This window comes from uncultured Treponema sp. (assembly GCF_934725225.1).
Taxonomy (GTDB): Bacteria; Spirochaetota; Spirochaetia; order Treponematales; family Treponemataceae; genus Treponema_D.
Genome location: NZ_CAKVAM010000008.1, coordinates 31,705 through 58,516, shown reverse-complemented (window position 1 = coordinate 58,516; position 26,812 = coordinate 31,705). Strand labels below are relative to the sequence as shown.

The 26,812-nt window shown below is 42.1% G+C and carries 19 protein-coding genes; 3 read left to right on the top strand and 16 right to left on the bottom strand.

Annotation, left to right across the window (positions count from 1 at the left end; genetic code table 11):
* Nucleotides 1-247: 247 nt before the first annotated feature.
* From murD to Q0H92_RS11295, 5 genes are all read right to left on the bottom strand, one after another.
* Complete coding sequence (gene murD / locus Q0H92_RS11315) at nt 248-1,849, bottom strand: UDP-N-acetylmuramoyl-L-alanine--D-glutamate ligase (RefSeq protein WP_296015169.1); 1,602 nt, start codon at nt 1,847-1,849, stop codon at nt 248-250.
* Nucleotides 1,850-1,873: 24 nt separating this feature from the next.
* Nucleotides 1,874-3,004: a D-alanine--D-alanine ligase family protein gene (locus Q0H92_RS11310; RefSeq protein ID WP_296015163.1), complete on the bottom strand. Its 1,131-nt coding sequence runs from the start codon at nt 3,002-3,004 to the stop codon at nt 1,874-1,876.
* Complete coding sequence (gene murE / locus Q0H92_RS11305) at nt 3,001-4,707, bottom strand: UDP-N-acetylmuramyl-tripeptide synthetase (RefSeq protein ID WP_296015157.1); 1,707 nt, start codon at nt 4,705-4,707, stop codon at nt 3,001-3,003. The genes Q0H92_RS11310 and murE overlap by 4 nt, the downstream gene beginning before the upstream one ends.
* 304 nt (nt 4,708-5,011) lie before the next feature.
* On the bottom strand, nt 5,012-6,958 hold the full coding sequence (locus tag Q0H92_RS11300; protein WP_296015154.1) for an S-layer homology domain-containing protein: 1,947 nt from the start codon (nt 6,956-6,958) through the stop codon (nt 5,012-5,014).
* Between the two features lie 29 nt (nt 6,959-6,987).
* Complete coding sequence (locus Q0H92_RS11295) at nt 6,988-8,142, bottom strand: formylglycine-generating enzyme family protein (RefSeq protein ID WP_296015148.1); 1,155 nt, start codon at nt 8,140-8,142, stop codon at nt 6,988-6,990.
* A 733-nt stretch (nt 8,143-8,875) separates the two neighbouring features.
* On the opposite strand from Q0H92_RS11295, the gene dnaE reads away from it, so the two are divergent.
* Genes dnaE through recG form a run of 3 tightly spaced genes read left to right on the top strand, consistent with a single transcriptional unit; the run spans nt 8,876 to nt 15,308 of the window.
* A complete protein-coding gene (gene dnaE / locus Q0H92_RS11290; protein ID WP_296015144.1) occupies nt 8,876-12,517 on the top strand; it encodes a DNA polymerase III subunit alpha in 3,642 nt (1,213 codons plus the stop codon).
* A gap of 22 nt (nt 12,518-12,539) precedes the next feature.
* The gene (locus Q0H92_RS11285) at nt 12,540-13,121 is read left to right on the top strand and encodes a YggT family protein (protein WP_296015139.1); all 582 of its coding nucleotides are present in this window, start codon (nt 12,540-12,542) and stop codon (nt 13,119-13,121) included.
* On the top strand, nt 13,122-15,308 hold the full coding sequence (recG, locus tag Q0H92_RS11280; protein ID WP_296015134.1) for an ATP-dependent DNA helicase RecG: 2,187 nt from the start codon (nt 13,122-13,124) through the stop codon (nt 15,306-15,308).
* Here recG and Q0H92_RS11275 read toward each other — a convergent pair.
* The 11 genes from Q0H92_RS11275 to Q0H92_RS11225 all read right to left on the bottom strand — a co-directional run bounded on the left by Q0H92_RS11275 (nt 15,289) and on the right by Q0H92_RS11225 (nt 26,806).
* Nucleotides 15,289-16,140, bottom strand: a complete 852-nt coding sequence (locus tag Q0H92_RS11275) for an RNA polymerase sigma factor RpoD/SigA (protein ID WP_296015132.1) — start codon at nt 16,138-16,140, stop codon at nt 15,289-15,291. The two genes, recG and Q0H92_RS11275, sit on opposite strands and share 20 nt — an antisense overlap.
* 241 nt (nt 16,141-16,381) lie before the next feature.
* Nucleotides 16,382-16,654, bottom strand: coding sequence for a co-chaperone GroES (locus Q0H92_RS11270; protein ID WP_013700724.1), 273 nt, complete (start codon nt 16,652-16,654; stop codon nt 16,382-16,384).
* Between the two features lie 133 nt (nt 16,655-16,787).
* Complete coding sequence (locus tag Q0H92_RS11265) at nt 16,788-18,650, bottom strand: tetratricopeptide repeat protein (protein WP_296015128.1); 1,863 nt, start codon at nt 18,648-18,650, stop codon at nt 16,788-16,790.
* Entirely contained in the window at nt 18,647-19,132 is a 486-nt protein-coding gene (gene nusB / locus Q0H92_RS11260) for a transcription antitermination factor NusB (RefSeq protein WP_296015123.1), read from the bottom strand. The genes Q0H92_RS11265 and nusB overlap by 4 nt, the downstream gene beginning before the upstream one ends.
* Nucleotides 19,133-19,141: 9 nt before the next feature.
* Nucleotides 19,142-20,221, bottom strand: coding sequence for a SurA N-terminal domain-containing protein (locus Q0H92_RS11255; protein ID WP_296015118.1), 1,080 nt, complete (start codon nt 20,219-20,221; stop codon nt 19,142-19,144).
* Between the two features lie 61 nt (nt 20,222-20,282).
* Nucleotides 20,283-22,100, bottom strand: coding sequence for an alanine--tRNA ligase (locus Q0H92_RS11250; RefSeq protein WP_296015114.1), 1,818 nt, complete (start codon nt 22,098-22,100; stop codon nt 20,283-20,285).
* Between the two features lie 98 nt (nt 22,101-22,198).
* Nucleotides 22,199-22,834, bottom strand: a complete 636-nt coding sequence (gene upp, locus Q0H92_RS11245) for a uracil phosphoribosyltransferase (RefSeq protein ID WP_013700719.1) — start codon at nt 22,832-22,834, stop codon at nt 22,199-22,201.
* Between the two features lie 3 nt (nt 22,835-22,837).
* On the bottom strand, nt 22,838-24,133 hold the full coding sequence (locus Q0H92_RS11240; RefSeq protein WP_296015107.1) for a uracil-xanthine permease family protein: 1,296 nt from the start codon (nt 24,131-24,133) through the stop codon (nt 22,838-22,840).
* Between the two features lie 169 nt (nt 24,134-24,302).
* Nucleotides 24,303-25,796, bottom strand: coding sequence for a Na+/H+ antiporter NhaC family protein (locus tag Q0H92_RS11235; protein ID WP_296015104.1), 1,494 nt, complete (start codon nt 25,794-25,796; stop codon nt 24,303-24,305).
* Entirely contained in the window at nt 25,793-25,957 is a 165-nt protein-coding gene (locus Q0H92_RS11230; protein ID WP_013700716.1) for a hypothetical protein, read from the bottom strand. Before Q0H92_RS11230 ends, Q0H92_RS11235 begins: the two co-directional genes overlap by 4 nt.
* Nucleotides 25,958-25,984: 27 nt before the next feature.
* Entirely contained in the window at nt 25,985-26,806 is an 822-nt protein-coding gene (locus Q0H92_RS11225) for an RnfABCDGE type electron transport complex subunit B (RefSeq protein ID WP_296015098.1), read from the bottom strand.
* Between the last annotated feature and the right edge of the window lie 6 nt (nt 26,807-26,812).

The window sequence follows — 26,812 nt, the reverse complement described above, 5'->3', positions numbered from 1 at the left end:
ACCCGCATAGCGGGTGGTTATCTGTGAAAATATTCCGCTTCGCTTCATATTTTCACCGGCTCACGAGCCGTAATAATGTAAATCCCGCATTAAGTGCGGGATTTTTTTTATTTAGGACTTATTAAAACCATAAAAACGGATGAGCAAGCTCTTGAACGTAAGAGTACTGGACCAGATATATTTTATCTAATTCTGAAGGAATACTTCCCAAGACCATGAGTAAGTATTCCTTCAGTTTTTAACAGTTTTATTCCTGAAATATTGACTTTACAAGGGATTTGAACTTGTCTCCGCGGTCAAATTCGTTGGAGAACATTCCGAATGAAGTTGCGCCCGGAGAAAAGACAACAGGCAGCCAAGTATCAGAAAAAACTTCACCGTAGTTGCGGCTTGCGTTTTCAGACATGAGGCAGGTTTTAAGAACGTCAAGAAGAATCTGCAAAGAATCAAACGGACCTTCATATTTTACGCCGCGCTCATCAAGCATAGAAACAAGTTTGTCTGTTCCAGTGCCGGAAAGCAAGTAGATTTCATAAGGCGGAAACTTTGTGTTGTTTTCAGGGTCAAGGCATCTTGCAAGCGGAAGAAAGTCCAGCCCTTTGTCTGTTCCGCCTGCAATAAGAACAACACGCTGATCAAATGACTGGCTCGCCGCCGCGCACGCTTCTGGAACTGTTGAGCAACTGTCGTTATAAAAGACAACTTTGCGTCCATCAGAAGGACTTTTCCAGTCGTAGAATTTTTCAAGGCGATGAGTAATTCCTTTCCACTGCCCCATCACGGTGCAAATTTGAGCCGGAGCAACTCCCATAAGATACATCGCAAGGCTGGCATTCAAAACGTTAGCTCTCATGTGCTCACCCGGAACTTGAAGTTTTTCCATTACAACTTCTTCAAGAACAGTCTTTTCCTTTAAGCCGGGTTTTACAAATTCTGAAGGAATACGCGCAACTCCTTTATAGGAAGAACCATTTTTTTCCAAGTAAGCTCCAAAAATTCCCTTTGGCAAAAGAGCCTTGCTGTATCTAAGAACTTTAGCTTTTGTCTCGCTCGCAAACAAATCGCCCCAGCAACGGCAGCCTCTTTTTGGAGAAGCAGTTTCTTTAAGGTAGTTGTCTTCGTCAAAGTCAAGGATTGTAAAATCATTCTTGTCTTGGTCAGCAAAAATCAGCTTTTTATCTTCCACATAGCTATCCATGTCGCCGTACCAGTTCTGGTGGTCTGGAACAATCTTTGTGATTATAGAAATCTTTGGCTTTAAAAGTTTTCTTCCGCGCAAATCCGCAAGCTGCCAGCTAGAAAGCTCAAGAACAACAGGAGTAGTTCCGTCTGTTTTTTCAAGGAAAGAAAGAGGGCTTACGGTAATGTTTCCGCCCAAGAAGCATTTAAAGCCAGCCTGATTCAGTCCGTAGGAAAGCGCGCTAACTGTGCTGGATTTTCCCTTGCTTCCAGTAACCGCAATTATAGGAGCTTTTGTAAAGCGCAGAAAAATGCTGATGTCGGTTTCAATTGCTTTTGCAGCCGCAAGAAACTGATTGCCTTCAATTTTTACGCCGGGATTTTTTATAACGCAGTCCGCATTGGAAAAATCTTCAATCTTATGTCCGCCCAAAACAAAGCGAAGCCTAGACTTGTCAAGGAATCTGTCTTTTGCAAGAGATTCAAGAGTTGGCGCAAGCTGTTCGGCAGTCTTCATGTCGGTAACGGTAACAAAAGCTCCGTGCCTTAAAAAAAAGCGGACGCAGGCTTCTCCGCCGCCGTTAAGACCAAGCCCCATTATTGTAATTTTTTTGCCCTTTATTTCATCAAGCGAATTAAAATAACATCCATGCGGATAAATATGCGGCATTTTTCTCCTCCCGGTTTAACTTTTTTATCTTGAAGTGCAAAGGCTCTGTTTCGCCTTGAAATTTTCAATTCCTTCGTTTAGAAGATAATCAATAAGCTCAGAATATTCCAATCCGTCAGCAGCGCACATTTTTGGGAACATACTGATTTTTGTAAAGCCCGGAATTGTGTTTATTTCGTTCAGGTAAATTTCGCCAGTCTTGCGGTCTACAAAAAAATCCACGCGGCTCAAGCCCGAAGCGTTTATTGCAGAATACGCTTTCTTTGCAGTTTCCCTTATGAACTCAAGCTTGTCATCTGAAAGAAGCGCCGGAATTTTTAGCTCAGCACCGTCCGGGTCGTTGTATTTTGCATCGTAATCATAAAAATCATGCTTTGGAACGATTTCGCCCGGACCGTAAGCCTTTAAAAGCGTGCAGTCAGATTCCGAAGTCGCCGTTACAGAATTTCCTGTTACAGAGCATTCAACTTCGCGCGCGTCAATCGCCTTTTCAATAAGAACTTTGTTGTCCCAGCTGAACGCCTCCATGAGCGCAAACGAAAGCTCCTTTTTATTCCGCGCAAGGCTTGCTCCGTCGCTTGAACCTGCTGCGCATGGCTTTACAAAAAGCGGAAACTCAAGTTTTTCAATTGCTTCTTCAATCAGCTTGTCGTAAAGAGTGCTTGAATTTATCTGGCTTCTTGAAAGGCACATATACGGAACAACAGGAATTCCTGCGTTCTTTAAAAGAATTTTTGTAGTTTCCTTGTCCATTGCCGCGCTTGAAGCCAAAACTCCGCAGCCAACGAACGGAACGCCAGCCATTTCAAACACGCCCTGAACAGTTCCGTCCTCGCCGTAAGTTCCATGCAGAACCGGGAACACAACATCGCACGGAATGTAGTTTCCGCAGGCAAAAAACACGTTGTCTTTTCCGCGCCCAAACGAAACTTTAACTTCGCGGCTTTCATCTTCATGCACGCAAAGAGCGGCTTCAGGATTGTTTCTTACTTCCTCAAAAACTGAATTATCTTCAAGATACCATTTTCCGCCCTTGGAAATTGAAATAAGAGAAACGTTGTGCTTTGCGCTGATATTCCTGATTACCGAGGCGCATGACAAAAGCGAAATTTCATGCTCGCCGGATTTTCCACCGTATATTAAAACTACATTCATTTTGCAAACCCCATTTCTTTTAAAGCGTTCTTTGCTTCTGAAATTTCATCGTACTTTATAGCATTGTCGGCGTAAATTATAGAATTTTCATGGCTTTTTCCAAGCAGAAGCACAATGTCGTTTTCCTTTGCCATGCTGAATGCTTTTCTGATTGCCTGCGGACGGTCTGGAATAAGGAACAAATCAACATTGTCTTTTTTGCCTTCTTTTCTTGCCCCCAAAGCAATCTGCTCAATAATCGCCATTCTGTCTTCCTTGCGCGGATCTTCATCAGTAAGAATAACAGTGTCGCAGAAGCGAGCTGCAATTTCACCTTGAAGAGGACGCTTGGTTGTGTCGCGTTCACCGCCAGAGCCGAACACGCAAATCATCTTGCCCATAGCTCGGTTTTTTACAGGCGGAAAAATTGTCTCAAAACTTGAAGGCGTATGTGCATAGTCCACAATAACTTCAAAAGGCTGCCCTTCGTCAATTACGGTCATGCGGCCTTTTACGCTCGTAAGTTTTTGCGCGCACAAAGCAAGTTTTTCTATTGAAATTCCGGTTGTTCCATGCACAGCCAAAATCGCGGCGGTAATATTGTACGCATTGAACGCTCCCGGAACAGAAGCCTTTACGTGGACAACAGAATTTTCGTTGTTAAGAGAATCGTGGGTTTCAAAGCGGTGAATGCTGAACGCAAGCCCGAATCTTGCCGAAGCTATATTCCGGCACGAAAAATAAGGCATATCTTTTGGAATTTCTGGAAGCGGAGGAGATGAAAGTCCCAAAGCAGCCTGCTTGCCAGCCTTTCCTTCCGTGGTGAATCCTATGGTTTTGTGCTTGGTGCAGGAAGCAAAATAAGATGCCGCAGGATCTTCCAAATTAACAACTCCGAACGCAGGAACTTTTGTTGCAACTCCGGCAATTGTTTTTTCGTGATTATGCAAATCCAAAGCGCGGAACAAGTTCGCCTTGTCGCTTTTGTACTGCTCGTAAGTTCCGTGGAATTCCAGATGCTCAAGCGTAACATTCATAAAAACAGCGCAGTCAAAAAGAACATCGCCAAGCCTGTTAAGCTTTTTACTCAATCCGTGGCTTGAAGATTCCACAACAGCGTGAGTGCATCCGTTGCAAACCATCTCGTAAAGCTCGCGCTGAACAATAGGAGCTTCCGGCGTTGTCTGGTGCTGCGGATTGTCTATAGCGTCTCCTCCAAGAGAATACTGCACTGTGGAAATAAAGCCCGCCTTGATTCCGTTCAGGCGCAAAAACTGCCATATAAACGAAACCGTGGAAGACTTGCCTTCCGTTCCTGTAACTCCATAGACAACAAGCTTTGAAGAAGGATTGTCATAAAAGCATGAGCTTACAGGCGACATTGCAAACCGTGATGAAGGAACTTTTACAAACACAACATTTTTTGAAGAGGAAGCCAAAGCAGCCTTGATTTGCGACTGCTCTTCCTGCGTAATTTCATCCTGAAAAACAACTGCGCTAGCCCCGCAAGAAACAGCCTGCGCTATAAACTTGTTGCCGGTTGTATGAGTTCCGGGCAAGGCAAAAAACAAATAGTTTTCTTTTACATCCCGGCTGTCAAAAGCAAGACCTTCTACACAAGCATCTGTATTTTTTGGGGAAGAAATTCCGTCTTCCGCCACAATCTTATAATCAGTTTCTTCAGAGCCAAGCGACTTCAAAAGCTCGCACAAATTCTTTTTCATAATGCGCCATTCTACCACTTTAAAAAGAAATGCACAATGAAAAGTAATTGCCACACGGATTGGAAAAGCCTAACGGCTTTTTACAGCATGAATAGATTTATGCCATTCTCTTGTATCACACAAATCCATTAAACTGTATCAGCCTGATACATTGCCGCGTACCACAGTGATACATTATGCTGTATCAAGCTGCGTCATTCCAATGGAGTACACAACACCATTAGAATGATACACATCCTATCATTATGCGGATATATACACCTTATCATTAGAATGATAAGCACCCTATCATTGCGATTGCGAACTAATCCGCCTTAACTGCAAAAAAGTTGAGTTTCCGCGCGTAGACCCGCTCGTTTGTGTATGGGTCTAAGACAGCAAATCTTTCGAGTCCCCCAGCCGCAGCAGGAACATCAGGTATGGCAAATGGCCGCCAGAAGCGTTCGTAATTGCGGTATTCAAGCAGTGTTCCCACCACGCCGTTTTGCAATTGAAAGTCATTTTTAAATGAAAGTCCAAGCTTGTTAGTATCTGACGGGCCGCTCTGATACCAGCCGATGTTAGGCGCGTCAAGGCTGTTGTTCGCTATTGCCAAAGCCTGCTCAATGGTGTAAGCATTTTCTGCCGGTGAGAATTTTGTGCTGGTTTCGCCTTCAACAAGTCCAAAAGCGTCCATGAAACCTACAGCCTCTTTTGCCCAGTCTGCAATGCTTTCGCTGTCGGAATATCGAGACAGTTTTGAATCATAAGGCGAGTAGCGGACATTTTTATTTTTCTTTGCATACATCAAGGCCTGATAAAGGAAAGTTGCAAGCTGCTGTCGGTCAACTGCGCCATCCGGGTTAAATTTGCCTTCCGAAGCTCCGCCGTAAATTCCAGCCCCAGCCGCCTTTAGCGCGTACTTGCTTTTTGTGTCGGAATAAGTCTTTGACTTTGCAGGGGAAATTGACTTGCCCGAAAGTTTTTCAGCAAGAGTTACAGCAATCGCGCTGGCCTGCAAACGTGTAAGCGGCTTTGTAAAGTCGTCGCCTAAAACAGATTCGTCCAACAAGCCGTTTCTGGCAGCCCAATAAACTCCGTCCTGTGCTTTTTCGCTTATCTTTGCCTTTACGTCCTTGCTTTTTGGAACTGCGAAAGACCACATATTTGAATTGACTTTTGTTGAAACATCAAGTGCCTGTTCGTAACTTGTGCCGCCTTTCTGCCAGTCTTTCTTCTTCTGTTCCATGTACATATTGTACACCGCTCTAGTTTCCGGGGTATCCTTGTGTCCAGCACCATAACGAAAATACTCATAAGTAAAATCTGCCAAGTCAGAGTCGCGCTTGTTAATACCGCACCATCTGCATGAAAGATAGTAGACTTTTTCGCCCTGCTTGTTTGTGCCGGCAAAATTCTTGTCGGAAATGTCAAACCTTGCAAAGTCGTGCACTGGAAACTTCGTTCCCTCGTCCGAAAAAGTATGATTTGGATTATACTCGCACTTGCCGCACCATTTGCACGAATAATACCACTCGTTTTTCTGCTGGCAGGTCATATGCTGCTTCATGCGGCTTGCAGTGTAGGATTTTCCAGTGTAGACGTGGCCGGGACACCATTCTCTTGCGGCGGAATCACCTTTCTTGAAAGCCTCGTACACGTCTCCAGAATATACTTTAACAAAATATACTGGCGAAACAGGCTTTGAACTGTAGCTTAAAAGTCCATTCGGCAATTCGCTTTCAGGCACATAGATAGTGCAGAAGCCGTTCATCATGCCGCTGTCAAACATTAATCTATTATTGTATTTTATAAAGTCGTCCTTAGTTCCAGACTGATATTCATCTTCAATAAATTCAGACTGCAACTCATCTATAAAAGCCCAAGCGTCAACTTGCGGACTAAGCCAAACCTCCCTGACATTTCTAAGGCAGTCATATCTTCCCATATATATCTGATGCAGATAGCTGGCAGTAGCTGAAGGATAGTCAACAAGCAATCTTGTGATATAAAGGGAATCTTCTTGCCACAGTTTTGATTCATAGTATCTGTCGCCAAGGTCGTCGTATTCCTCAATTGGATTCAAAATCATTTCGCGCGCGTTCGTCTTCCACCACAAGGAATCCGCCTGCTTTTCGCTGTAGATTTGATTTTTTATAATCTCTTTAAATGCATCACTTATCTGTGTACTAATATCTTTTGCCGGCAGCACGCTCACAAAAAAGCCCATAATCAAAGTTGAAAGCGTAGCAATTTTCAAAGTCTTTTTCATAGAAATCTCCTTAGAACAGAGTAAATCAGCTATTTTTTAATAGATTTTTGAAGTTCTTTAACTTGAGAAAGCTCCATCCCCATTATCTTTGCAACTTTTTTCGGAGGAATGCCGTTTAAGAGATAACTTTTTGCTGTATTCAATCTTATTTCTTCCATAGAAGCTATCCTAGATTGCGGCTTCTGCTCTTCCTCGTGAACTTTTCTCTCTGCTTCTTTTTGATTTACTACTTGCTTTTTCTGCTTTTGGGTAACAGTGCTTGTGTCTGTGCGAACTACACGGAATCCGAAGCAGGCGGTTGCGTATTTATATGGTAATTGATAGTTTACAGATAGAACATAAGACTGTTCAGGAACTGTCCAGCTAGGATTCGTGCTCTGCCAAGTTATAATGCCGTCCTTCCCATTCCCAATATGCCAGTATCTTCCATTTTTAACGCCCCAGTATCCGCCGTGAAGATTGCTGTCATAATCACCACCCTCGTTTCCCCAGCACCATTCCTCCACATTGCCGCTCATGTCATAAAGTCCAAAAGCGTTAGGCTTCTTCTTTTTTACTTCGTGAGTCTTGTTGCGGCTGTTGCGGATGTACCAGGCGTAATCACCAAGTTTTAACTCATCGTCCGTTCCGCTGTAGACATCTTTATCTAAATTGTTTCCTCCACTTGCGGCATATTCCCACTCCAGATTCGTTGGCAGGCGGTAGCCGTTCGCGTTCCAGTCGCACTCAACTTCAAACCAGGTCGATTGGTTAAAAATGTATCCTTCTTTTCTGAATGTCATTGTGGGTTTTTTGCCCCATTTGCTCGTGTCCGCCGTGGGTTCTATGCCCCACTTGCTTGTGTCTGTGCTGTCGTTGGCTTTGTAGCAAGGCGTAAGACCTTCTTTTATGGAACGTTTGTTGCAGTATTCAATCGCATCAAACCAGCTTACCCGCTCTACAGGGCGATTTTCCTGAATCTCGCCTTTGTCCGGATTAGTTTTGAATTTGCTTGGGTTTGCTCCCATTATGTCCTGATATTCCTTTTGCGTTACCTCGTGGTCGCACATATAGAAATCTCTTTCAAGGGTAACAGCCGAAACTCTCACAAAGTCAGGACTTATATTCTGCGCATACACATTGCCCGCAAGCGACATTGCCGAAAACACGGCAAAAAGTTTTAATTGTTTTATTGCTGCTTTCATAATGTGTCATTTTACCACCTAAAAACAAAATGCACAATGAAAAGAAAGATTGCCACACGGATTGGAAAAGCCTAACGTTTTTTTTTACAGCATGAATAGATTTATGCCATTCCCTTTCTTGACACCCGATAAACCTCCCTTTCGGAATCCGATAAGCGTAATTATTAGCAGTCAATAAACCTCCCTTTCGACCATCAAAAGACAGAGATATTAACGCATTTTACATACAGTCTGTGCAAGGGATTATCCAGTCAAGCTGGATAATGACATCAACTTTCCAAACTTTACATATATACAGTAGTATTAAAATATGATATAGTAATTTTATTGGAAGTGCCTGATTTCTAAGGCGGCGTCTCCCGAACTCAAACCAGCTTGCTGGAATCTTGAAAGCCGGGAGGACTTGCGTATGACTTTAGAGCTTGTTTTGGCAGTAGTGGCAATCATAAATTGTATCGCTGCTGTTGCAAGTGCAGTTATCGCAACCCTTTCTTACCTTAAAAATAAGAAGAGTTAAAAAGCAAAGCCGCCCATTCGTTTGATCACACTGGACGGCTTTTTAGTTAAACAGTGGAGACGACCGACGGAAATCGGGCATTTCCTTTATTTCAATATACTACAGAAAAACATTTCCGTCAAACAGTCCTATTCTTGCCATCGCAAAACTTCGCCTAGCAAAAAGAGGCTTTTTCTATTAGAATGATGGCAGCTAAAAAACTGCAAGGAGCTTGGCTTGGCTGACTATCATAAATTTCCTGATGCCCCGGAAGGAACTCCGGTTAGCAATTTTGTTCACCTTCACGTCCATTCAGACTATTCAATTCTGGACGGCGCAAGCAAGATTGACACGCTTGTTGCAAGGGCAAAAGAGCTTAATATGCCGGCGCTGGCTCTTACTGACCACGGAAATATGTTCGGCTCGCTCAACTTTGAAAAGCTCTGCCACGTAAACGGAATAAACCCGATTGTAGGCGAAGAATTTTATGTCGCCTGGGGAAGCCACACAGAGCACAACGATGTTCCGTTCGGGCGCAACGGAAAAAACAGCCATTACTTTCACCTTATTCTTTTGTGCGAAAATCAGACAGGCTACAAAAATATGTCATGGCTTTCTTCAATCGCATACACGGAAGGGCTTTACTACGGAAAACCAAGAATAGACTTTGAGCTTCTAAAAAAATACCACGAAGGACTTATCTGCCTGAGCGCGTGCATTCAGGGCGAACTTCCGCAGCTGCTTTTAAACGGAAGGGACGAAGACGCGTACCGGGTTGCAAAGGAATACAAGGAGCTTTTCGGACCGGACCGCTACTACATAGAAATCCAAGACCACGGACTTGACGAGCAAAAAGAAGTCGCAGTCAAACTCATAAAGCTTTCCAAAGACTTGGACATTCCGCTTGTTCTTACAAACGATGTTCATTACTGCAACAAGGACGACGCTGAAGCACAGGACGCTTTAAGGTGCATTGGATTCAAGAAGCTTTTGGACGAGCCTCATCAGACAATGGGCGGCGGAAGAAAAGAATGGTACTTAAAGACAGAACAGGAAATGTCGATTCTTTTTCCGAACTACCCGGAAGCAATGGCGAACACAATAAAAATCGCCAATATGTGCAACCTTACAATTCATCAGTACACAACGCCCGAACTAAAAGGCTGCCTTCCGCGTTTTTCACTTCCAATCGAATTTCAAAAGCATGAAGACTACACGGAAAATCAGGACGACTATGTGCGCTGCCTTGTAGAAAAAGGTCTTAGAGTGCGCTACCCGGAAATCACGCAGGCAATAAGGCGGCGGTGCGAATACGAGCTTGGAATTATCTTTAAAATGGGATTTTCGGGCTACTTTCTGATTGTTTGGGAATTTATCAACTGGGCAAAGGAACACGGCATTCCGATTGGTCCGGGGCGCGGTTCAGGAGCAGGTTCTCTTGTCGCGTACTGCATGACAATCACAGACATTGATCCGTTCAGATTCAAGCTGATTTTTGAGCGTTTCTTAAATCCAGAGCGCGTTTCCATGCCGGATTTTGATATAGACATGGACTTCGATTTTAGGCAAAACATCATTCAGCATACAAGGGAAACTTACGGAGAACCGCAGGTCGGACACATTGTAACGTTCGGAACTTTAAAGCCCAAGAACTGCCTTGCCGATGTTGGACGAATTTTAAACATTCCGCTTTCGATTGTTACAAAAGTAAAAGCCTGCATTCCGGACAATCCAAAGGCAAAACTGAAAAACGCGCTCGAGCCGCCCACAGACAAATTTCCAGACGGCGGACAGCTTATTCCAATCAGCGAAAATCCAGAGGCGACAATCGGGCTTGACAAAAAAACTTTTGACCGCTGGATTGCTCTTTGCAAAAAGCTTGAAGGCTTAATCAGAAACACTGGGCTTCACGCTTCGGGAATGGTAATCGGACTTACTGCTCTTCCAGACTGGGCGCCGGTTTTCAAAGATCCAAAGACAGGCGAAGTTGCGGTTCAGTACACAATGGACATAATCGAGCCGTGCGGACTTGTAAAGTTCGACTACCTTGGACTTAAAACGCTTTCTTTAATCCGCTATGCCGAAAACATAATCAACAAGCACAAAAAGCCAGACGAGCCGGAATTCAGGACAGAAAACGTAAGCGAAACCGATTCCGAGACATTCGACTTGTTCTGCCGCGGAGACTCTGTTGCAATCTTCCAGTTTGAATCTCCGGGAATGCAGAAAATATTGCGTCAGTGCCAGCCAAGATGCGTGGAAGAGCTTGTTGCCTTGAACGCGCTTTACCGTCCGGGTCCGCTTGACTATATTCCGCAGTACATCGAAGGCAAATGGAAGCCAGAAACCGTTCACTATCCAGATCCGTGCCTTGAAGGAATCCTAAAGGAAACTTACGGCGTTATGGTTTATCAGGAACAGGTTATGCAGGTTTCCCAAAAAATCGCGGGATTTTCCCTTGGTGCGGCAGATATGCTCCGGCGCGCGATGGGTAAAAAGAAGCCAGAAGTTTTGATGGGAAAAAAGAAGGAATTTATTGAAGGCGCGATAAAACAGGGATTCACTGAAAAACACGCCGCAGATATTTTTGAAATCATGGTTCCTTTTGCAGGCTACGGATTCAACAAGTCGCATGCGGCGGCTTATACAGTTCTTGCTTACCGAACAGGATGGCTTAAAACCCACAAAAAAGCTGAATTCATGGCGGCAAACCTGACCAACGAAATCACTTCCACAGACACTCTTCCTGAATATATTGAAGAAGCGCGAAAAATGGGAATTCCAGTTGATCCGCCGGACGTAAACCGTTCCGACTCAATCTTTGATGTTATCGACGGACACATTGTGTTCGGTCTTAAAGGAATAAAAGGAATGGGCGAAGGAGCTGCAAGAGCAATTGTTGAAGAGCGCGAGAAAAACGGACCTTACAAATCTTTCGTGGATTTTATTGAAAGGCTGAGCAACAAAGATGTAAACAAAAAAGCAATAGAAGTTCTTATAAAAACCGGCGCATTCGACAACTTGGGACAAAACCGCGCAACTCTCACCATGAACTTTGAGCGCGTAATTGAATACGAAGACAAAAAGAACGCTTCCAAGGAATACGGACAGGCAAGCCTTTTTGAGGATGCCGGAATAAAAGAATTTGAAGACTTTAAGTTTGAAGAATGCGAAGACCTTCCAAAAATGGAACGTCTTAATATGGAAAAAGAACTCATAGGCTGCTTTGTTTCCGGGCATCCTTTGGACGACTACAAAACCGCAATAGAAACCTGCGCAACCTGCAACAGCGAAAATATCGGACGCTGGGCAAAAATTGACAAGGCGGAAAAAGCATCGCTGGAATCAAGCGGAAGGTCATCTTGGCAGGCAAGAAATTCCGGCAAAACATACATTGCAATCGGAATGCTTCAGGATTTAAAAATCATAATGACAAAAAAAGGCAAGCAGATGGCATTTGCAAAACTCGCCGACTACAAGGGATTCATTGACGTAACATTCTTTCCTGCTATTTGGGAAAAATATTCAAGTCAGATTGAAGCCGAAAAAGTTTATGCGTTTAAAGGCAAAGTTGACGGCTCAAGGGAAGTTCCGAGTTTCCTTGTAGAATCAATTGAAGACATTGCAACTTTGCAGCAAAAGGCAATTTCAAGCGTCCACATTCAGCTTGAGCAAGGTTTTTCTTCCGTAAAAGAAATCGCGCCGCTTAGAGATGTTTTGTTTGGCGGAACGGGAACTTTGTTAGTATATTTTCATATAGAAATAGACGGAAAAACTTACGTTGTAAAGGCAAACACTCAGCTGACCGTTCCAAACACAAAGGAATACATAGACAGCCTAAAAGATATTTCCGGAGTTCAGGAAGTCTGGACTGAATAATGGCACAGGAGGTTTTTACGCCATGTTTATCTTAAGAATAATTTCAGCTTTTTTATCACTATATTCTCTTTTATGTCTTTTGCGAATAATAATCACTTGGATTCCAAATTATTCATACAGCAAACCGGCGGACATTCTGGCACAAATATGCGATCCGTACATGAATCTTTTCCGCGGAATAAAATGGCTTAGATTCGGAAGCTTTGACTTTAGCCCTGCGCTTGCGTTGTGCATTTTGGGCGCAGGCTCGCAGCTTTTTTCAAGCCTTGCAAATGGAGGCTACATAAATCTCCAGATGATTCTGGCAATGATTCTTGGAATTTTCTTTTCAATTCTGTCATCGCTCATTTTCTTTCTGATAATTCTTTTTGCAATACGATTAATTTTGATAATGATAAACAAGGATTCGTACAACACAAGCGGATTCATGGCAAACCAGATTGACAACTCAATTTCGCCGATTGTCTATAGAATCGCAAGAACATTCGCAATGGGCAAACGCATAACTTACAAAGCCGCCTTGATAATTTCAATAATCGCCCTTTTATTTTTGCAGTTTGCATTAAGAATTCTTCTCGCGCTTATTTTGTCGATAATTTTGTAAATGATTCTTTCTGAACTTGGAGCCGCTGTAGAAACACTTTCTGGTGTAGGTCCTGCCGCGGCAAAAAAATTCGCCAGCCTGAATATTTTCACAGTAGCCGATTTGCTTTCTGTTTTTCCGCGCGACTACGAAGACAGAACAAAACGGATTCCGCTAAGAGATTACGCAAATTTTCCAAAAGTCCACACAATCTGCAAAGTGACGGCTCACCAGTGGTTCGGCTACGGAAAAATGAAAACCTTGAAAATCGCAATAACCGACGGAAGCGCAAACGCCTGGCTTGTTGTATTCAACCGAGACTTTCTTGCAAAATCTCTGCCAGAAGGAAGCATCATCGCCGTAACTGGAAAATTTGAAACAAAATACAACGAGCTTCAGTCTTCATCTTTTGAAGCTTCAAGAATTTCGTTCGACGGAAATTTATCGGACTTTGAAAATGTTCCAGTTCCAGACAGCACGGTAATTCCAATCTATCCGCTTACAGAAGGTCTCACGCAAAAAATCTACAGAAAAACTGTGGCGCAGGCATTAAGGCAATTCGCAAAAAACATAAGCAACGAAATTCCAGAACAAATCATAAAAGAACGGAATCTTTTAAATAAAAGCGAAGCGATTCTTTTTATTCATCAGCCGCAAAATTTAATTCAGGCGCAGGAAGCAAGAAAAACTTTAATTTACGAAGAGCTTTATCTTTTTGAATACAAAATGCTCGAACGCGCACTTACGCACCGCGGAACTTTGCCTTCGCAGGATTTTGCGCCGGAAGCATATCCGTATTTTTCCACGCCAGATTCAGAAACGGGGCTTGAGCAGATAAAATGTGAATTTCAAAAAAGCCTTTCACCGCGTCAAAAGCAAATTTTCAGCAGCCTGAATTTTGAGCTTACATTGGATCAGATGAATTCAATTTTAGAAATGAACCGCGACATTGACAAAAGCCAGACTGAATGCAACACAATGCTGAATGCTCCGCAGAAACTTTCAAAACCTCCGTTTTCCATGCAGCGGCTTTTGCAAGGCGATGTCGGTTCTGGAAAAACTCTTGTGTCTTTTTTTGTCTGTGCGCGGACAATTGATTACGGCGGACAATGCGCAATTCTTGCTCCCACGGAACTTCTTGCTCGCCAGCACGCGGAAAACGCCGCAAAACTTTTAGAGCCAGCCGGAATAAGAACAGCATTTCTCACAGGAAATTTAAAAGCTTCCGGCAGGCAGCCTCTTTTAAATGCTCTTAGAGACGGAAACATTGACATTGTAATTGGAACTCACGCGCTTTTCAGTAGAAACACGCAATACAAAAATCTTCAGCTTGCGGTAATAGACGAGCAGCATAAATTCGGAGTAACGCAAAGAGAATCGATTATTTCAAAAGGAAGAATTTCGTTCAAGCACATGGCGCATTCCCCGGATCTTTTGATGATGAGTGCAACACCGATTCCGCAGACATTGGCGCTGACTGCATTCGGCGACCTTGACATAAGCGTAATAAAAACCATGCCCAAAGGAAGGCTTCCTGTAAAAACTTATCTTACGGTTTTCGGAAATGAACGCAACGTCTACGAAGCCATAAGAAAGGAATTGAACGCAGGGCATCAGGCATATTTCGTTTATCCAAGAATCGCAGAAAATCCGCAGGCGGAGCAAACAGAAAAAGCCTCGTTAAAATCCGCGGAAGAAATGTTCGATTTTCTTTCAAAGGAAGTTTATCCGAATTTCAAATGCGCGCTTATCCACGGAAAAACTGAAGACGAACAGCAGGCTGAAATACTCAAAAATTTTTCAAGCGGAAAAATTCAAATTCTCGTTGCAACAACAGTCGTAGAAGTCGGTGTCGATGTTCCGAACGCAACTTGCATTGCAATTGAGCACGCCGAAGGATTTGGACTTGCGGAACTTCATCAGCTGCGCGGAAGAGTCGGGCGCGGAAAATTCCAGTCATACTGTTTTTTAACTTACAGCAAGAACATCACCGAAACTGGAATTTCACGATTAAAGGCACTGCACCAAAGCAATGATGGATTTTTCATTGCGGAAGAAGATTTAAAATTGCGCGGTCCTGGAGAAGTCTTTGGAACAGCCCAGTCAGGATATTTTGCATTGAACATAGCCGACTTAAGCCGTGATAAAGAAATTCTCAAGACCGCACGATACGACGCTTTATGCCAGCTTAAGCAACATAATCCTTAAGGGAAATGTCGCAGATTTTGTTTGCACGGATTTTTGCAATCGCATGTTTTTCAATCTGGCGGACACGTTCTCTTGAAAGATTCATTTTTTCGCCGACTTCTTTCAATGTTCTTTCGCCTTGACCGTTAAGACCGTAGCGCATATTAAGAACTTCAACCGATTTTTTGTCCAAGCCCACAAAAGCCTTGTCAATTTCAGTTTTCAAAGAAGCATCGATGGCTGCATCTTCCGGCGTAAAAGTTCCGGCAGAAACTGTGTCAACAAGTGCAGTATCGGAATCGCCGCTGATAGGAGAATCCAAGCTTATCATTTCCTGCGAAATATTAAGCATTTCTCTTATGTGATGTTTTGTCATTCCGAGTTTGAGCGCAACTTCTTCAAGCTCCTCTTCCTCTGATTTTTTTCCATGCGGATTTACGCTGTGGCACGCTCTTTTTATTTCAGTAAGCTCAGCATCTTTATTTACAGGCAAACGAATCGGGCGGCCAAAATCAACAATCGCTTTCATTATGCTCTGGCGAATCCACCAAACTGCATAAGATATAAAATGGTAGCCTTTGCTTACGTCAAAATGGTCGAGCGCCTTCATAAGTCCAAGATAGCCTTCACTTATCAAATCCTCGTATTCAAGACCTTTGTTCAAATACTGTGAAGCAATTTTTATAACAAAGCGCATATTGGAAGTCAAAAGCTTGTCTCTTGCGGCTTTGTCTCCAGCAGCGGCTTTTGTTGCAAGCTGAGTTTCTTCGTCATTTGTAAGAAGAGGAATTTTCTTTATTTCATTAAGATGAATCCTCACAACGTCCAAATCTTTTGCTGAAACATTAGTCATTTTCTTGCCTCCAGTATGCTTTTATTTACTTAATAAACAGCATAAAACGTGCCAAGTTGTATAAAAACAAGAAATATTTTAAAAATAAGTAAATTTTTAGATTTCAATAGCAAAAAGGCTGATTTGAATGCGGTTTTTCAGATTCTAAAAGTATTTAAAACAAACAAGGCTGTATCAAAATGACACAGCCCATAAAGTGTTGATTCAAAGCGAGTCAAAATGACCCACCAAAAATAAAAAATTACTCTACAACAGCAATAATGTCGCAGTTTTTAAGAATAAGATAGTCTTCACCGTCAATCTTAATTCCTGTTCCAGCGTACTTGTCATACAAAATTTTTTCACCAGGCTTTACAGTGATTTTTTCCTTTTCAGTTCCCGGACCAACAGCTTCAACAACAGCCTGCTGAGTTTTTTCCTGCGCTGTGTCTGGAATAATAAGTCCGCCAGCTGTTTTTGTTTCTGCGGCAACCTGCTTTACCAAAACTCTGTCTGCCAATGGTTTTACTTTCATTTAAATCCTCCAAATCTATATTTGAAAATTTTTTAAAATTTTGAGCGGGCAACATAAATTGATTGCGCTCTTTTTTTATACTATAAAAATACAAATTTTTTCCCTGAAAGTCAAATTCTATGGAAAATAAGTTTCATTTTTCCGCCTGAATTTTTTTCTGAAGCAAACGCGCCTTGTTATTTTCTGAATCCAACGAAAGCGCATATTTTAAAGCTCTTGAAGCTCCGTACAAATTTCCCTGCTTCCATTCAAGCTGTGCAATTCTAAACAAAATTTCAGCCTTTTCTTTTCCTTCAGACGATTTTGCAGAAGCCATGTTAAGCGAATCCAAAGCTTCTGGCAGACGGTCAACGCTAGCATACAAAACGCCAAGATTGACAAACGCGTTTATAATTGAAGAATTTTTTGAAGAAGAATTCAACGCGGCAATCCGGTTTCCATAATTTTCCGCGATAAAATTGTAAAGAGAAATTCCAGATTTGAAATTTCCTTTTTTGCAGGCAAACCAGGCGCAAAGTTCACATTCCCAAAGCTCAAGGTTTTCAGGCGAATCTTCAGGCAAAAAATCATACTTAGACTTGTAATATGAATCAAAAAGAGCTTCCGCATCCGGCTCGGAATTTTCATTTAAAAGAGAAAAAACGCAGTGCTTTAAAACAGATTCAGGATAAATATTTTCCGCGGAAACATTTTTTTCAAGCATCAGCCAAATGTCAGAAACAGGCTTTTCAGTTTTATCAATTTTATTTTTTTGAGCAACAAGCGCATCCTTTAAAACCAAGGCTTCCGAATTTTTGGACGCAATAAGAGAATCAAGTTTTTCAAGAACGGAATCAAACGACACAACCGGAACTTTGTCTTTTTTTTCCATGCTCAAAGTTTTTAATCCGGCGTTTCTAATTTTTTGCGAAAGAAAATCCTCATGCTGATTTTTTATCTGATCAAGTGAAAATTCGCCAAGAGCCGCAAGTCCCGGCAAATAATCTGGAAAATCAACAGAAAGAAAATCGAGAAGTTTTTGTTCTTTTTCAAAATCGTTGTTCCGCTTGGCAAACATTGCGCTGTTCATGTATATCTGCGGCGGAATATTTGGAAAATTCTGAATAAGATTTTGACGAATTTTCTCGGAAGAATTTTCCTCGCCTTCAATATAAAATCCGTCCGACTCAAGAGAAAGAATTTCAATTTTTGTGGGCAAATCAGTTTTTTCTGCGAACGAGGCAAGTTTTGAGCTGGCTTCCAAAGCTGCAATGCTTTCCGCGTAAAGTCCTGAATCAAAAAAAATGCAGCCCCAAAAAAGACTTTCCTTGCTGCTTGAAATTTTCTTTGGATACAAAGCCACGGCATTTTTAAATTCACCGCTGCGCATAAAAATTGAAGCGGCATTAAAAATCCAAATGCTTTCATCCGAACCATCAAAAGCATTTTTGTACACAGAAATAAAATCCGGACTGCAAAAAATTTCTTTTATTTCTTCCGAAGTTTTTATTTCCGCGGATTTATTTTTCTTTTTTTTGGAAACAGGATTGAATGCAGATTTCAAAACAGGCTCGCCATTTTCTATCGCAAGCAAGGCTTTTTTTAAAACGCATTCCGCATAAATCGAAGAATATCTGGAATCTTTTAAGCAAAGTGAAATTTGAAAAGCTTCTTCAAGCCGATTTTCTCTTAAAAGAAAATTTGCGTACACAGCGGAAAGCTCAGGATTTTTGGGATTTTTTTTAAGGCCTTTTTTTAAAACCCGTTCCGCTGATTTTGCTTCGCCAAGGAAAAAATAGCGTTTTGCAATTCCAAGAAATTCATAAGAAGCATAAGCTTTTTTTTCAAGTTTTTTTAAGGATTTTAAAGCGTCTTCCGCGGAATTCTGAGAAACAGCAGCATCAACAGAATCCAGCGCAGAAGTAAAAGATGAACCTTCAGAATGAGAAGAGCACGAACAAACTAAAACTGCAGCCAAGCAGCAAAACGCCGCAATGCAGATTGATTTTTTGCTCACGCTACCTCTTCTTTGCTGATTGTATCAAGAATTGCATTTATAAATCTAAAAGAATCGTCTGTTCCAAATTCTTTTGAAATTGCAATGGCTTCATCAATAATTATTGTTGGCTTAAGCTCCTTTTGATAAAGCAAGGCAAAAACGCTGATACGCAAAATTGAAAGTGTAACTCTGTTCAAGCGGTCAAAATTCCAATTCGCAGTCAAATGCGCCTTTATTTTTTCATCAATTTCCTGAATATGATTTATTGTTCCTGAAATCAGCAAACGCGCAAAATCATAAGATTCAGCCCGCGACTGGGAAAAATCTTCACTTTCAGGATTTTCCGTTACAGTTTCGGGCAGAACAAATTTTCCGTTTGGATTATTTTCAGAATCTTCTTTCAGCCATTCAAGCTTCAGCAAATCTTCAAGAGACGCCTTGCCGACATCATAGGAATACAAAGCCTGAACCGCAAAAATACGACCATTTCTTCTGGACACAGCAAACTCCTATTGCCAATTAAGGAGCTTTTTAAGAGCATCGCCTGTTTTTTTGCGGTCAACATTTGAAGGAATGTCAAGCGACTTTGAAATTTCCTGAGCGGCTTCTGTAAAATACTGGCTCTGTTTTTGAGAAGTAATGTTGCGCTTCAAATAATCGTAAACAGTTACAGTTGTTTCCGGCTGAACAACATCGCTGATTGAAAGCATTTTTGCATCGTACTTTTTTAGAACAGCGTAAAACTGGAAGTCAGAAGCAGTTTCTGTAACTTCAGAAAGATAACCTGCGGATTTTCCAAAAAGCTCATTAAGCTTGTCAATTGACCATCCAAGCTGCTGAGCCTGCTGAGCTGTTTTTGCAACTGTAATGTCGCCTGCTCTGTAATTAGTTCCGTTTTCATTTGAATTTTTAATTTCTTCGGATTTTTTTGAATCGCCTTTGTATTTGTTTCTCAAGTCTGTTGCCAAAGCGCGGGCAGCCATATCATTGCTTCCCTTTGGAACCATAACAAGGAAAAGCTTCATCATGTCGTTCCAAACAAAAGTTGACTTGTTCATTTCGTAAGCGTTGCGGATTTCTTCATCAGTTGCAGCTACCGCCTGAATTTCAGACTGCTTTTTTGAAAATACATACTGTTGAATTATAAGCTGATTTTTCAAGTAAGCCTTGTATTCAGACTTTGACATTCCGCTGTATTCTTTTATATATTCATCCAAGGATTTTCCAGCCTGCTTTTTAATCAAGTCTTCAAGCTGAGCTTCTGAAACACGAGTTCCAAGCTGCTGGCTAAAAGTATTCAAGAAAGCGTCATCAACCTGACTGTCTGTAACAGAAAGCCCTTCTTTTGCCGCTGCCTGAGTAATCAGTTTTTCAGCGATAAGATTTTCCAAGAGAGCCTGCTTCTGTTCAATAGGAAGAGATTCCATTCCGTACTGCTTCTGAATGAAACTTGCGCGCGTCTTCAACTGCTTTACAGTAATTGTTTCTGATTTATTAAGTTTTACAACTGCAAGAGGCTGCAAATCACTTTGGGCAAAAGCTCCAAATGCAGCAAATAAAATCAATAATCCAATAGAAAATTTTTTCATGAAGATTCATCCTTTTAATTCATTTATTAATAAACAGTTATTATTCAGTTCGGTTACAAAACTATTTTTCAAGCGGAAGTCCACCGGAAATTACAGCTCTGATTCTGCGCACTCCTGCGGAAGATGACTGCTCCTTCTGGATTTTGAATTCTCCAATCTGGGCTGTATGCTGAACGTGCGGACCTCCGCAGACTTCCTTGCTGAACCAGTTGTCTTTTTCACCGATTGTGTAGACTTTTACGTCCTCGCCGTATTTGTTCGTGAACAGGGCGCGTGCTCCTTCTGCCTTCGCCTTTTCAAGCGGCATGACTTCCATTGTAACCGGCAAATCTTTTTTTATCTGCTCGTTCACAATGTCCTCGACTTTCTGGATTTCCTCTTTCGTCATCGGACGGTCAAACGTGAAGTCAAAGCGCATACGCTCATTTGTGATGTTCGAGCCTTTCTGCGCGACTTTGTCTCCAAGGACATTGACAAGCGCCTGCTGGAGCAGGTGGGTCGCCGTATGATATTTTGTGGTTGTGTCCGACTGTTCGGCAAGTCCGCCCTTTGCGGCTCCTGCATCCTGAGTTTTTGAAGCCTCCTGATGCTTGCGCTCCGCTTCCTTGAATCCCTCGACATCAACGGTGAATCCGTTTTCCGCTCCGAGTTCCTGAGTAAGTTCAAGCGGGAATCCGAATGTGTCGTAAAGCCTGAATGCGATTTTTCCTGAAATTTCCCTCTTGGGATTTTTCATCAGGTTCGGAAGAAGCTTCTGGAATTCCGCCTCGCCCTTGCGCAACGTGTCGCGGAATTTGTTCTCTTCCGCGGAAAGCTCCGTGAAAATCTTTTCCTTGTTCTGCTCAAGTTCCGGATATGCGCACTTGAAATTTTCGATTACCGCCTGCGCGATTTCCGCAAGAAAATTCTTTTCGATTCCAAGCTTCATTCCGTGGCGGACTGCACGGCGAATCAAGCGGCGAAGAACGTAGCCCGCGCCGACATTTGAAGGAGAAACTCCTTTCTGGTCGCCAAGAATAAAAACTGCCGAGCGTGAATGGTCTGCGATAATGCGGACGCTTCTGTCCTTTTCCTCATCCGTGCCGTATTTATAGAAAGAAAGTTCCTCAATTTTTGCAATGATTGGCTGGAAAACTTCTGTAAGATAAACAGATGTTTTTCCCTGCAGAATACAGTTTGTGCGTTCAAGTCCCATTCCCGTGTCAACGTTTTTCTTTGGAAGCGGCACAAGAGTCTTTTCATCAATGCGGTTGTACTGCATAAAAACGTTGTTCCAGATTTCCATCCAGTTTTCGCTGTCTGTGCCTTTGTTTGAGCCGGCCGGCGGAAGACCTTCACCAACCCAGTAGAAAATTTCAGTATCAGGACCGCACGGACCTGTCGGACCTGCTGCCCACCAGTTGTCGCTTGCAGGAAGATATGCAATTTTGTCTTGTGGCATTCCGTTTTCTTTCCAGTAAGTTGCAGCTTCTTCGTCGCGCGGAGCATTTTCATCACCGGCAAAAACTGTAACAGAAATTTTACGCGGATCAAGACCGAGCCATTTTGGGCTTGTAAGGAATTCGTAAGAAAATCCGATTGATTCTTTTTTAAAATAATCGCCCAAAGACCAGTTTCCAAGCATTTCAAAACAAGTAAGATGGCTTGGATCGCCAACTTCATCAATATCACCTGTGCGGATGCATTTCTGGTAATCTGTAAGACGTGTTCCGGCCGGATGTTTTTCTCCCAAAAGATACGGAACAAGCGGATGCATTCCGGCGGTTGTAAACAAAACTGATGGATCATTTTCTGGAATCAAAGACTGACCAGAAATTTCAACATGGTTCTTTGATTTAAAAAATTCAATATATTTTGAACGTAACTCGTTTGCAGTCATAACAATCTATAGTAAAACTAAATACTTAAATAGTCAATTGTGGATTCATGCTCCGCCAAAAATCAACGAAGCATGAAATTTTCGTTTTTTAATAGGAATCAATTTGTTCCAAAAATTCTGTCGCCGGCATCTCCAAGGCCAGGACAAATATATGCGTTTTCATTCAGGCAGCGGTCAAGATGTCCAATGAAAAGTTTTACATCGGGATGCGCTTTCGTTAAAACTTCAACGCCTTCTGGAGCTGCGATTATGCACATGAATTTTATGTTTTTTCCTCCGCGCTTTTTTATAAAATCAACTGCGGAAACTGCCGAGCCTCCAGTTGCAAGCATCGGATCAACAATTACAATCTGACGCTGATCAAGAGAATCCGGCATTTTGCAGTAATATTCTTCAGCCTGATGAGTTTTTTCGTTGCGGCTCAAACCGATGTGCCCGACTTTTGCGGAAGGAACAAGAGTCAGCATTCCGTTCATCATTCCAAGTCCGGCGCGAAGAATCGGAACAACAACAAGTTTTTTTCCAGAAAGCATCGGAGTTTTGCAAGTTTCAATCGGAGTTTTTACTTCAACATCTTCAACTGGAAGATCGCGCAAAGCTTCGTAGCCCATCAAAACTGCAATTTCTTCAACAAGTTTTCTGAACTCATTTGTTCCAGTTTTTTCATCACGGAGCATTGAAATTTTATGCTGAATCAGCGGATGATTTAAAAAAACTACATTTTTATTTTCCATAAATTACTCTTTTTCCGAAGCCTTTTTTTCAGGCAAAAGCATATTCAAAATGATTCCAACCAAAGCTCCAGTCGCCAAGCCGGAAAGTCCGAGAGTCAGTCCGCCGATGTGAATATTTACAGCGCCAGCGGAACTATATTTTATTCCGATTGAAAGAACGAGAATCAACGCCGCAATAATTACGTTGCGTGAATCCTTGAAATCAACTTGGCTTTCAACAATGTTTCTTACGCCGACTGCGGAAATCATTCCATATAGAACAATTGAAATTCCGCCGCAAGTCGCAGCTGGCATCGCGCTTATTAACGCCGCAAACTTTGGAGAGAATGAAAACAAAATCGCAATAACCGCAGCAATTCTGATTACACGCGGATCGTAAACTCTTGACAAAGTAAGAACGCCGGTGTTTTCGCCGTAAGTTGTGTTCGCAGGCGCGCCGAAAAGTGAGGCTACAAGAGTTGCAAGTCCGTCGCCGAAAAGTGTTCTGTGAAGTCCGGGATTTTCAAAATAATTTCTGTTTACAGTTGAAGAAATTGCGGCAATGTCTCCGATGTGTTCCATCATTGTTGCAATCGCAATCGGAACAATTGTAACTATAGAAGTTATAATCAATGAAGTGTCTGGATTTTCAAAAATTGCAAAAACTGTGTTTTCTTTAAGAACCGGAAGTCCAATCCAAGCTGCGTTTTTTACAGAAGTGAAATCAACTTCGCCAAGGATTCCAGCAAAGACATAAGAAACAACAGCCGCAAGAAGAATCGGAATAATTTTTATCATTCCCTTTCCCCAGATAACGCAGGCAACAATTACAAGAACAGCAGAAAAAGCAACAAGCCAGTTTCTTGAGCAATTGTCTACTGCCGACTGTGAAAGTGTAAGTCCAATCGAAATTATAATCGGACCTGTAACAACCGGCGGAAAGAAGCGCATTACTTTTTTTACACCGAAAACTTTTACAAGAACAGCAAGCAGAAAATACAAAGCCGCAGAACAAGCAACACCAAGGCACGCATAAGGCAAAAGATGTTTTTCACCGTTCGGGGCAATTGTCATGTAGCCTGCAAGGAATGCAAATGACGAGCCTAAGAAAGCAGGAACTTTTCCTTTTGTAAAAAAGTGAAATATAAGAGTTCCGATTCCAGCAAACAAAAGCGTAGAAGAAACGCTAAGCCCCGTAAGCTGCGGAACAAGAACTGTTGCGCCAAACATTGCAAACATATGCTGAACACCAAGCGCAAGCATTCTAGGCTTTCCCAAAGTACGCGCATCATAAACCGCATTTAAATTATCATTAGACATTTTTACTCCAATAAAAAGTCAATGAGGAAATTTCAATTTCCGATTTGGCTTTTTAAGCATATTCGCAATGAAATGAGAATATGCACTTGATAAAGGAAGTTTGCAACGCAAACTTGTGAACAAAAACTTTGACGCTATTTCAGTCAAAGTTTTTGTTACACTCCTGAGTTTAAGCTTCTGCTTTCTGATGTTTTTTAAGGAAAAACAAAAATCCGGCAATTACAACCATTCCGAATAAAATAGGAAGAATCGGATTTTTTACAAGTCCGGCAATCAAGTAGCAGACAAAAGAAACGCCTGCAACAGAAAGCGCGTAAGGAAGCTGCGAATTAACGTGGTTCACGTGAACACATTCCGCGCCAGCACTTGCCATTATAGTTGTGTCAGAAATCGGCGAGCAGTGGTCTCCGCAAACAGCTCCAGCCATGCACGCTGAAATTGAAATAATCATCAGATTGTAATCACTTCCATTGAAAACGGCGACTACAATCGGAATAAGAATTCCAAAAGTTCCCCAAGAAGTTCCAGTCGCAAATGCAAGGAACGCGCCGATTACAAATACAATCGCAGGAAGGAAATTCAGCATTCCGGAAGCATAAGTCTGAACAAATGATGAAACAAATTCTTTTGAGCCAAGGCTATCCGTCATGGATTTCAAAGTCCAGGCAAGCGTCAAAATCAAAATTGCAGGAACCATTGCTTTAAATCCGTCCGGAATACAAGACATGCAGTCTTTAAAGCTCAAAACGCGGCGCAGAACAAAAACAATCAAAGTCAAAATCAGCGCGCCGAAAGAACCGTACATAAGTCCGACGGAAGCATCACAGCCAGAAAAAGCTGCAACAAATCCGCGGTGCTCTTCGCCTGAAGCAAAAAATCCGCCTGTATAAATCATTCCGATTACGCAGAAAATAATAAGCGAAATAATCGGGAACACAAGATCCAAAACTTTTCCTTTTGCAGTCGGAAGTTTTTCCTCTTCAAGTTCATTGGAAGAAGATGAAGATGCCAAAGCCTCAAAGCCTTTCATAGGACCAAAATCAACGCCGGAAATGACAATCGCAAAAAGAGCAAAAATTGTAAGAAGCGCGTAAAAATTATAAGGAATCGCTTTTATAAAAAGCTGAAATCCGTCTTCGCCTTCAACAAATCCTGTTACCGCCGCAGCCCAAGAACTGATAGGCGCAATAATGCAAACTGGAGCCGCAGTCGAATCAATAAGATAAGCAAGTTTTTCTTTTGAAACTTTATATCTGTCTGTAATAGGGCGCATTACGCTTCCGACTGTGAGGCAGTTAAAATAGTCGTCAATGAAAACAATTATTCCAAGAAAAATAGTTGCAATCTGCGCGTTTTTTTTTGACTTTATGCGTTTTTTTGCCCATTCACCAAAAGCCGCAGAACCGCCAGCCTTGTTCATAAGCGCAACCATTATTCCAAGAATGACAAGGAAAATCAAAATTCCGACATTGTAAGAATCAGAAAGGGAACCTACGAATCCGTCTTTAAAAACGTGATTTATTGTTCCTGCAAAACTGAATCCTGAATAAAAAAGACCGCCAATTAAAATTCCGATGAATAAAGAAGAATAAACTTCCTTTGTTATAAGTGCCAGACAAATCGCCACGACCGGCGGAACTAAAGACCAAAATGTTCCTATCATTTTTCTTCCTCTTTCTTAAATTCAGTTTCCAGCGGTTCTGAAATTCCGCAGCTTTCAAGTTTCTGAAAAACTTTTATTGCATACTCAACAACATCCAAAGAAGTTGCAGAACAATAAGTTTTTAAATTTGTCAGTTCTTTTATGACCTGAACATTTGTCATAGAAACCTCCTATCTATAAAACAAATTTTATACAGCAGTAAGTTCCTGCATGAATTTCAAAACTTTGTCAGGACAAGAGGAAACGCAAGTTCCGCAGCTTGTACATTTTGAATAATCAATCGCAGGAATTCCAGAAGAAAGATCGATGCACTGTTCAGGACATTTTTTTGCGCAGATTCCGCATTTAAAGCATCCGGCAGAACAATCTTTTCTAATCTGAGGCTTGTTGTCGTTATGGCAAGAACAAAGCGCGACAGGACCTTTTACTTCAATGTTTGTAATGCTGAAAAGTTTTTTCGGACAAGCCTTTGCACATTTTCCGCAGCCAACGCATTTTGAATAATCAACATGAGGAAGCCCGTCATTTCCCATTGACAATGCGCCGAACGGACAAGACGAAACGCAGTCGCCAAGACCGATGCAGCCAAAAGCGCAAAGTTTTGTTCCATTCACTGAAAGCTGAGCGGCTTTGCAAGTCTGAACGCCGTTGTAAATTCCTTTTGTTCCGGCGCATTCATTTGTTCCGTGGCAAGCAAGAACCGCAGCCTTTTTTGCAGAATCAGATTCATCGCCTGACAAGCCCAAAATTTTATTTAACGCCGCTGAAACTGATGGTCCGCCCGCAACACAACCGTTCGCAGGAGCTTCACCTTTTACGACAGCCACAGCAAACGAATCGCAGCCGGCATATCCGCAGCCTCCGCAGTTAGCTCCGGGAAGAGCTTCTCTTGCTTGGGAAACTTTTGGATCAACTTCAACTGAAAATATTTTTTTAAAAAGTCCCAGAAGCGTGCCAAGAATAAAACCAATCAGCAGAGCAACAACAACTGTTAAAATAATCGTATTCATAAAGTT

What these genes read in the sequence shown, in the direction of transcription:
- murD (WP_296015169.1), bottom strand. Translation starts at nt 1,849, where the DNA reads ATGCCGCATATTTATCCGCATGGATGTTATTTTAATTCGCTTGATGAA.
- Q0H92_RS11310 (WP_296015163.1), bottom strand. Translation starts at nt 3,004, where the DNA reads ATGAATGTAGTTTTAATATACGGTGGAAAATCCGGCGAGCATGAAATT.
- murE (WP_296015157.1), bottom strand. Translation starts at nt 4,707, where the DNA reads ATGAAAAAGAATTTGTGCGAGCTTTTGAAGTCGCTTGGCTCTGAAGAA.
- Q0H92_RS11300 (WP_296015154.1), bottom strand. Translation starts at nt 6,958, where the DNA reads ATGAAAAAGACTTTGAAAATTGCTACGCTTTCAACTTTGATTATGGGC.
- Q0H92_RS11295 (WP_296015148.1), bottom strand. Translation starts at nt 8,142, where the DNA reads ATGAAAGCAGCAATAAAACAATTAAAACTTTTTGCCGTGTTTTCGGCA.
- Q0H92_RS11285 (WP_296015139.1), top strand. Translation starts at nt 12,540, where the DNA reads ATGTTTATCTTAAGAATAATTTCAGCTTTTTTATCACTATATTCTCTT.
- recG (WP_296015134.1), top strand. Translation starts at nt 13,122, where the DNA reads ATGATTCTTTCTGAACTTGGAGCCGCTGTAGAAACACTTTCTGGTGTA.
- Q0H92_RS11275 (WP_296015132.1), bottom strand. Translation starts at nt 16,140, where the DNA reads ATGACTAATGTTTCAGCAAAAGATTTGGACGTTGTGAGGATTCATCTT.
- Q0H92_RS11270 (WP_013700724.1), bottom strand. Translation starts at nt 16,654, where the DNA reads ATGAAAGTAAAACCATTGGCAGACAGAGTTTTGGTAAAGCAGGTTGCC.
- Q0H92_RS11255 (WP_296015118.1), bottom strand. Translation starts at nt 20,221, where the DNA reads ATGAAAAAATTTTCTATTGGATTATTGATTTTATTTGCTGCATTTGGA.
- Q0H92_RS11250 (WP_296015114.1), bottom strand. Translation starts at nt 22,100, where the DNA reads ATGACTGCAAACGAGTTACGTTCAAAATATATTGAATTTTTTAAATCA.
- upp (WP_013700719.1), bottom strand. Translation starts at nt 22,834, where the DNA reads ATGGAAAATAAAAATGTAGTTTTTTTAAATCATCCGCTGATTCAGCAT.
- Q0H92_RS11240 (WP_296015107.1), bottom strand. Translation starts at nt 24,133, where the DNA reads ATGTCTAATGATAATTTAAATGCGGTTTATGATGCGCGTACTTTGGGA.
- Q0H92_RS11235 (WP_296015104.1), bottom strand. Translation starts at nt 25,796, where the DNA reads ATGATAGGAACATTTTGGTCTTTAGTTCCGCCGGTCGTGGCGATTTGT.
- Q0H92_RS11230 (WP_013700716.1), bottom strand. Translation starts at nt 25,957, where the DNA reads ATGACAAATGTTCAGGTCATAAAAGAACTGACAAATTTAAAAACTTAT.
- Q0H92_RS11225 (WP_296015098.1), bottom strand. Translation starts at nt 26,806, where the DNA reads ATGAATACGATTATTTTAACAGTTGTTGTTGCTCTGCTGATTGGTTTT.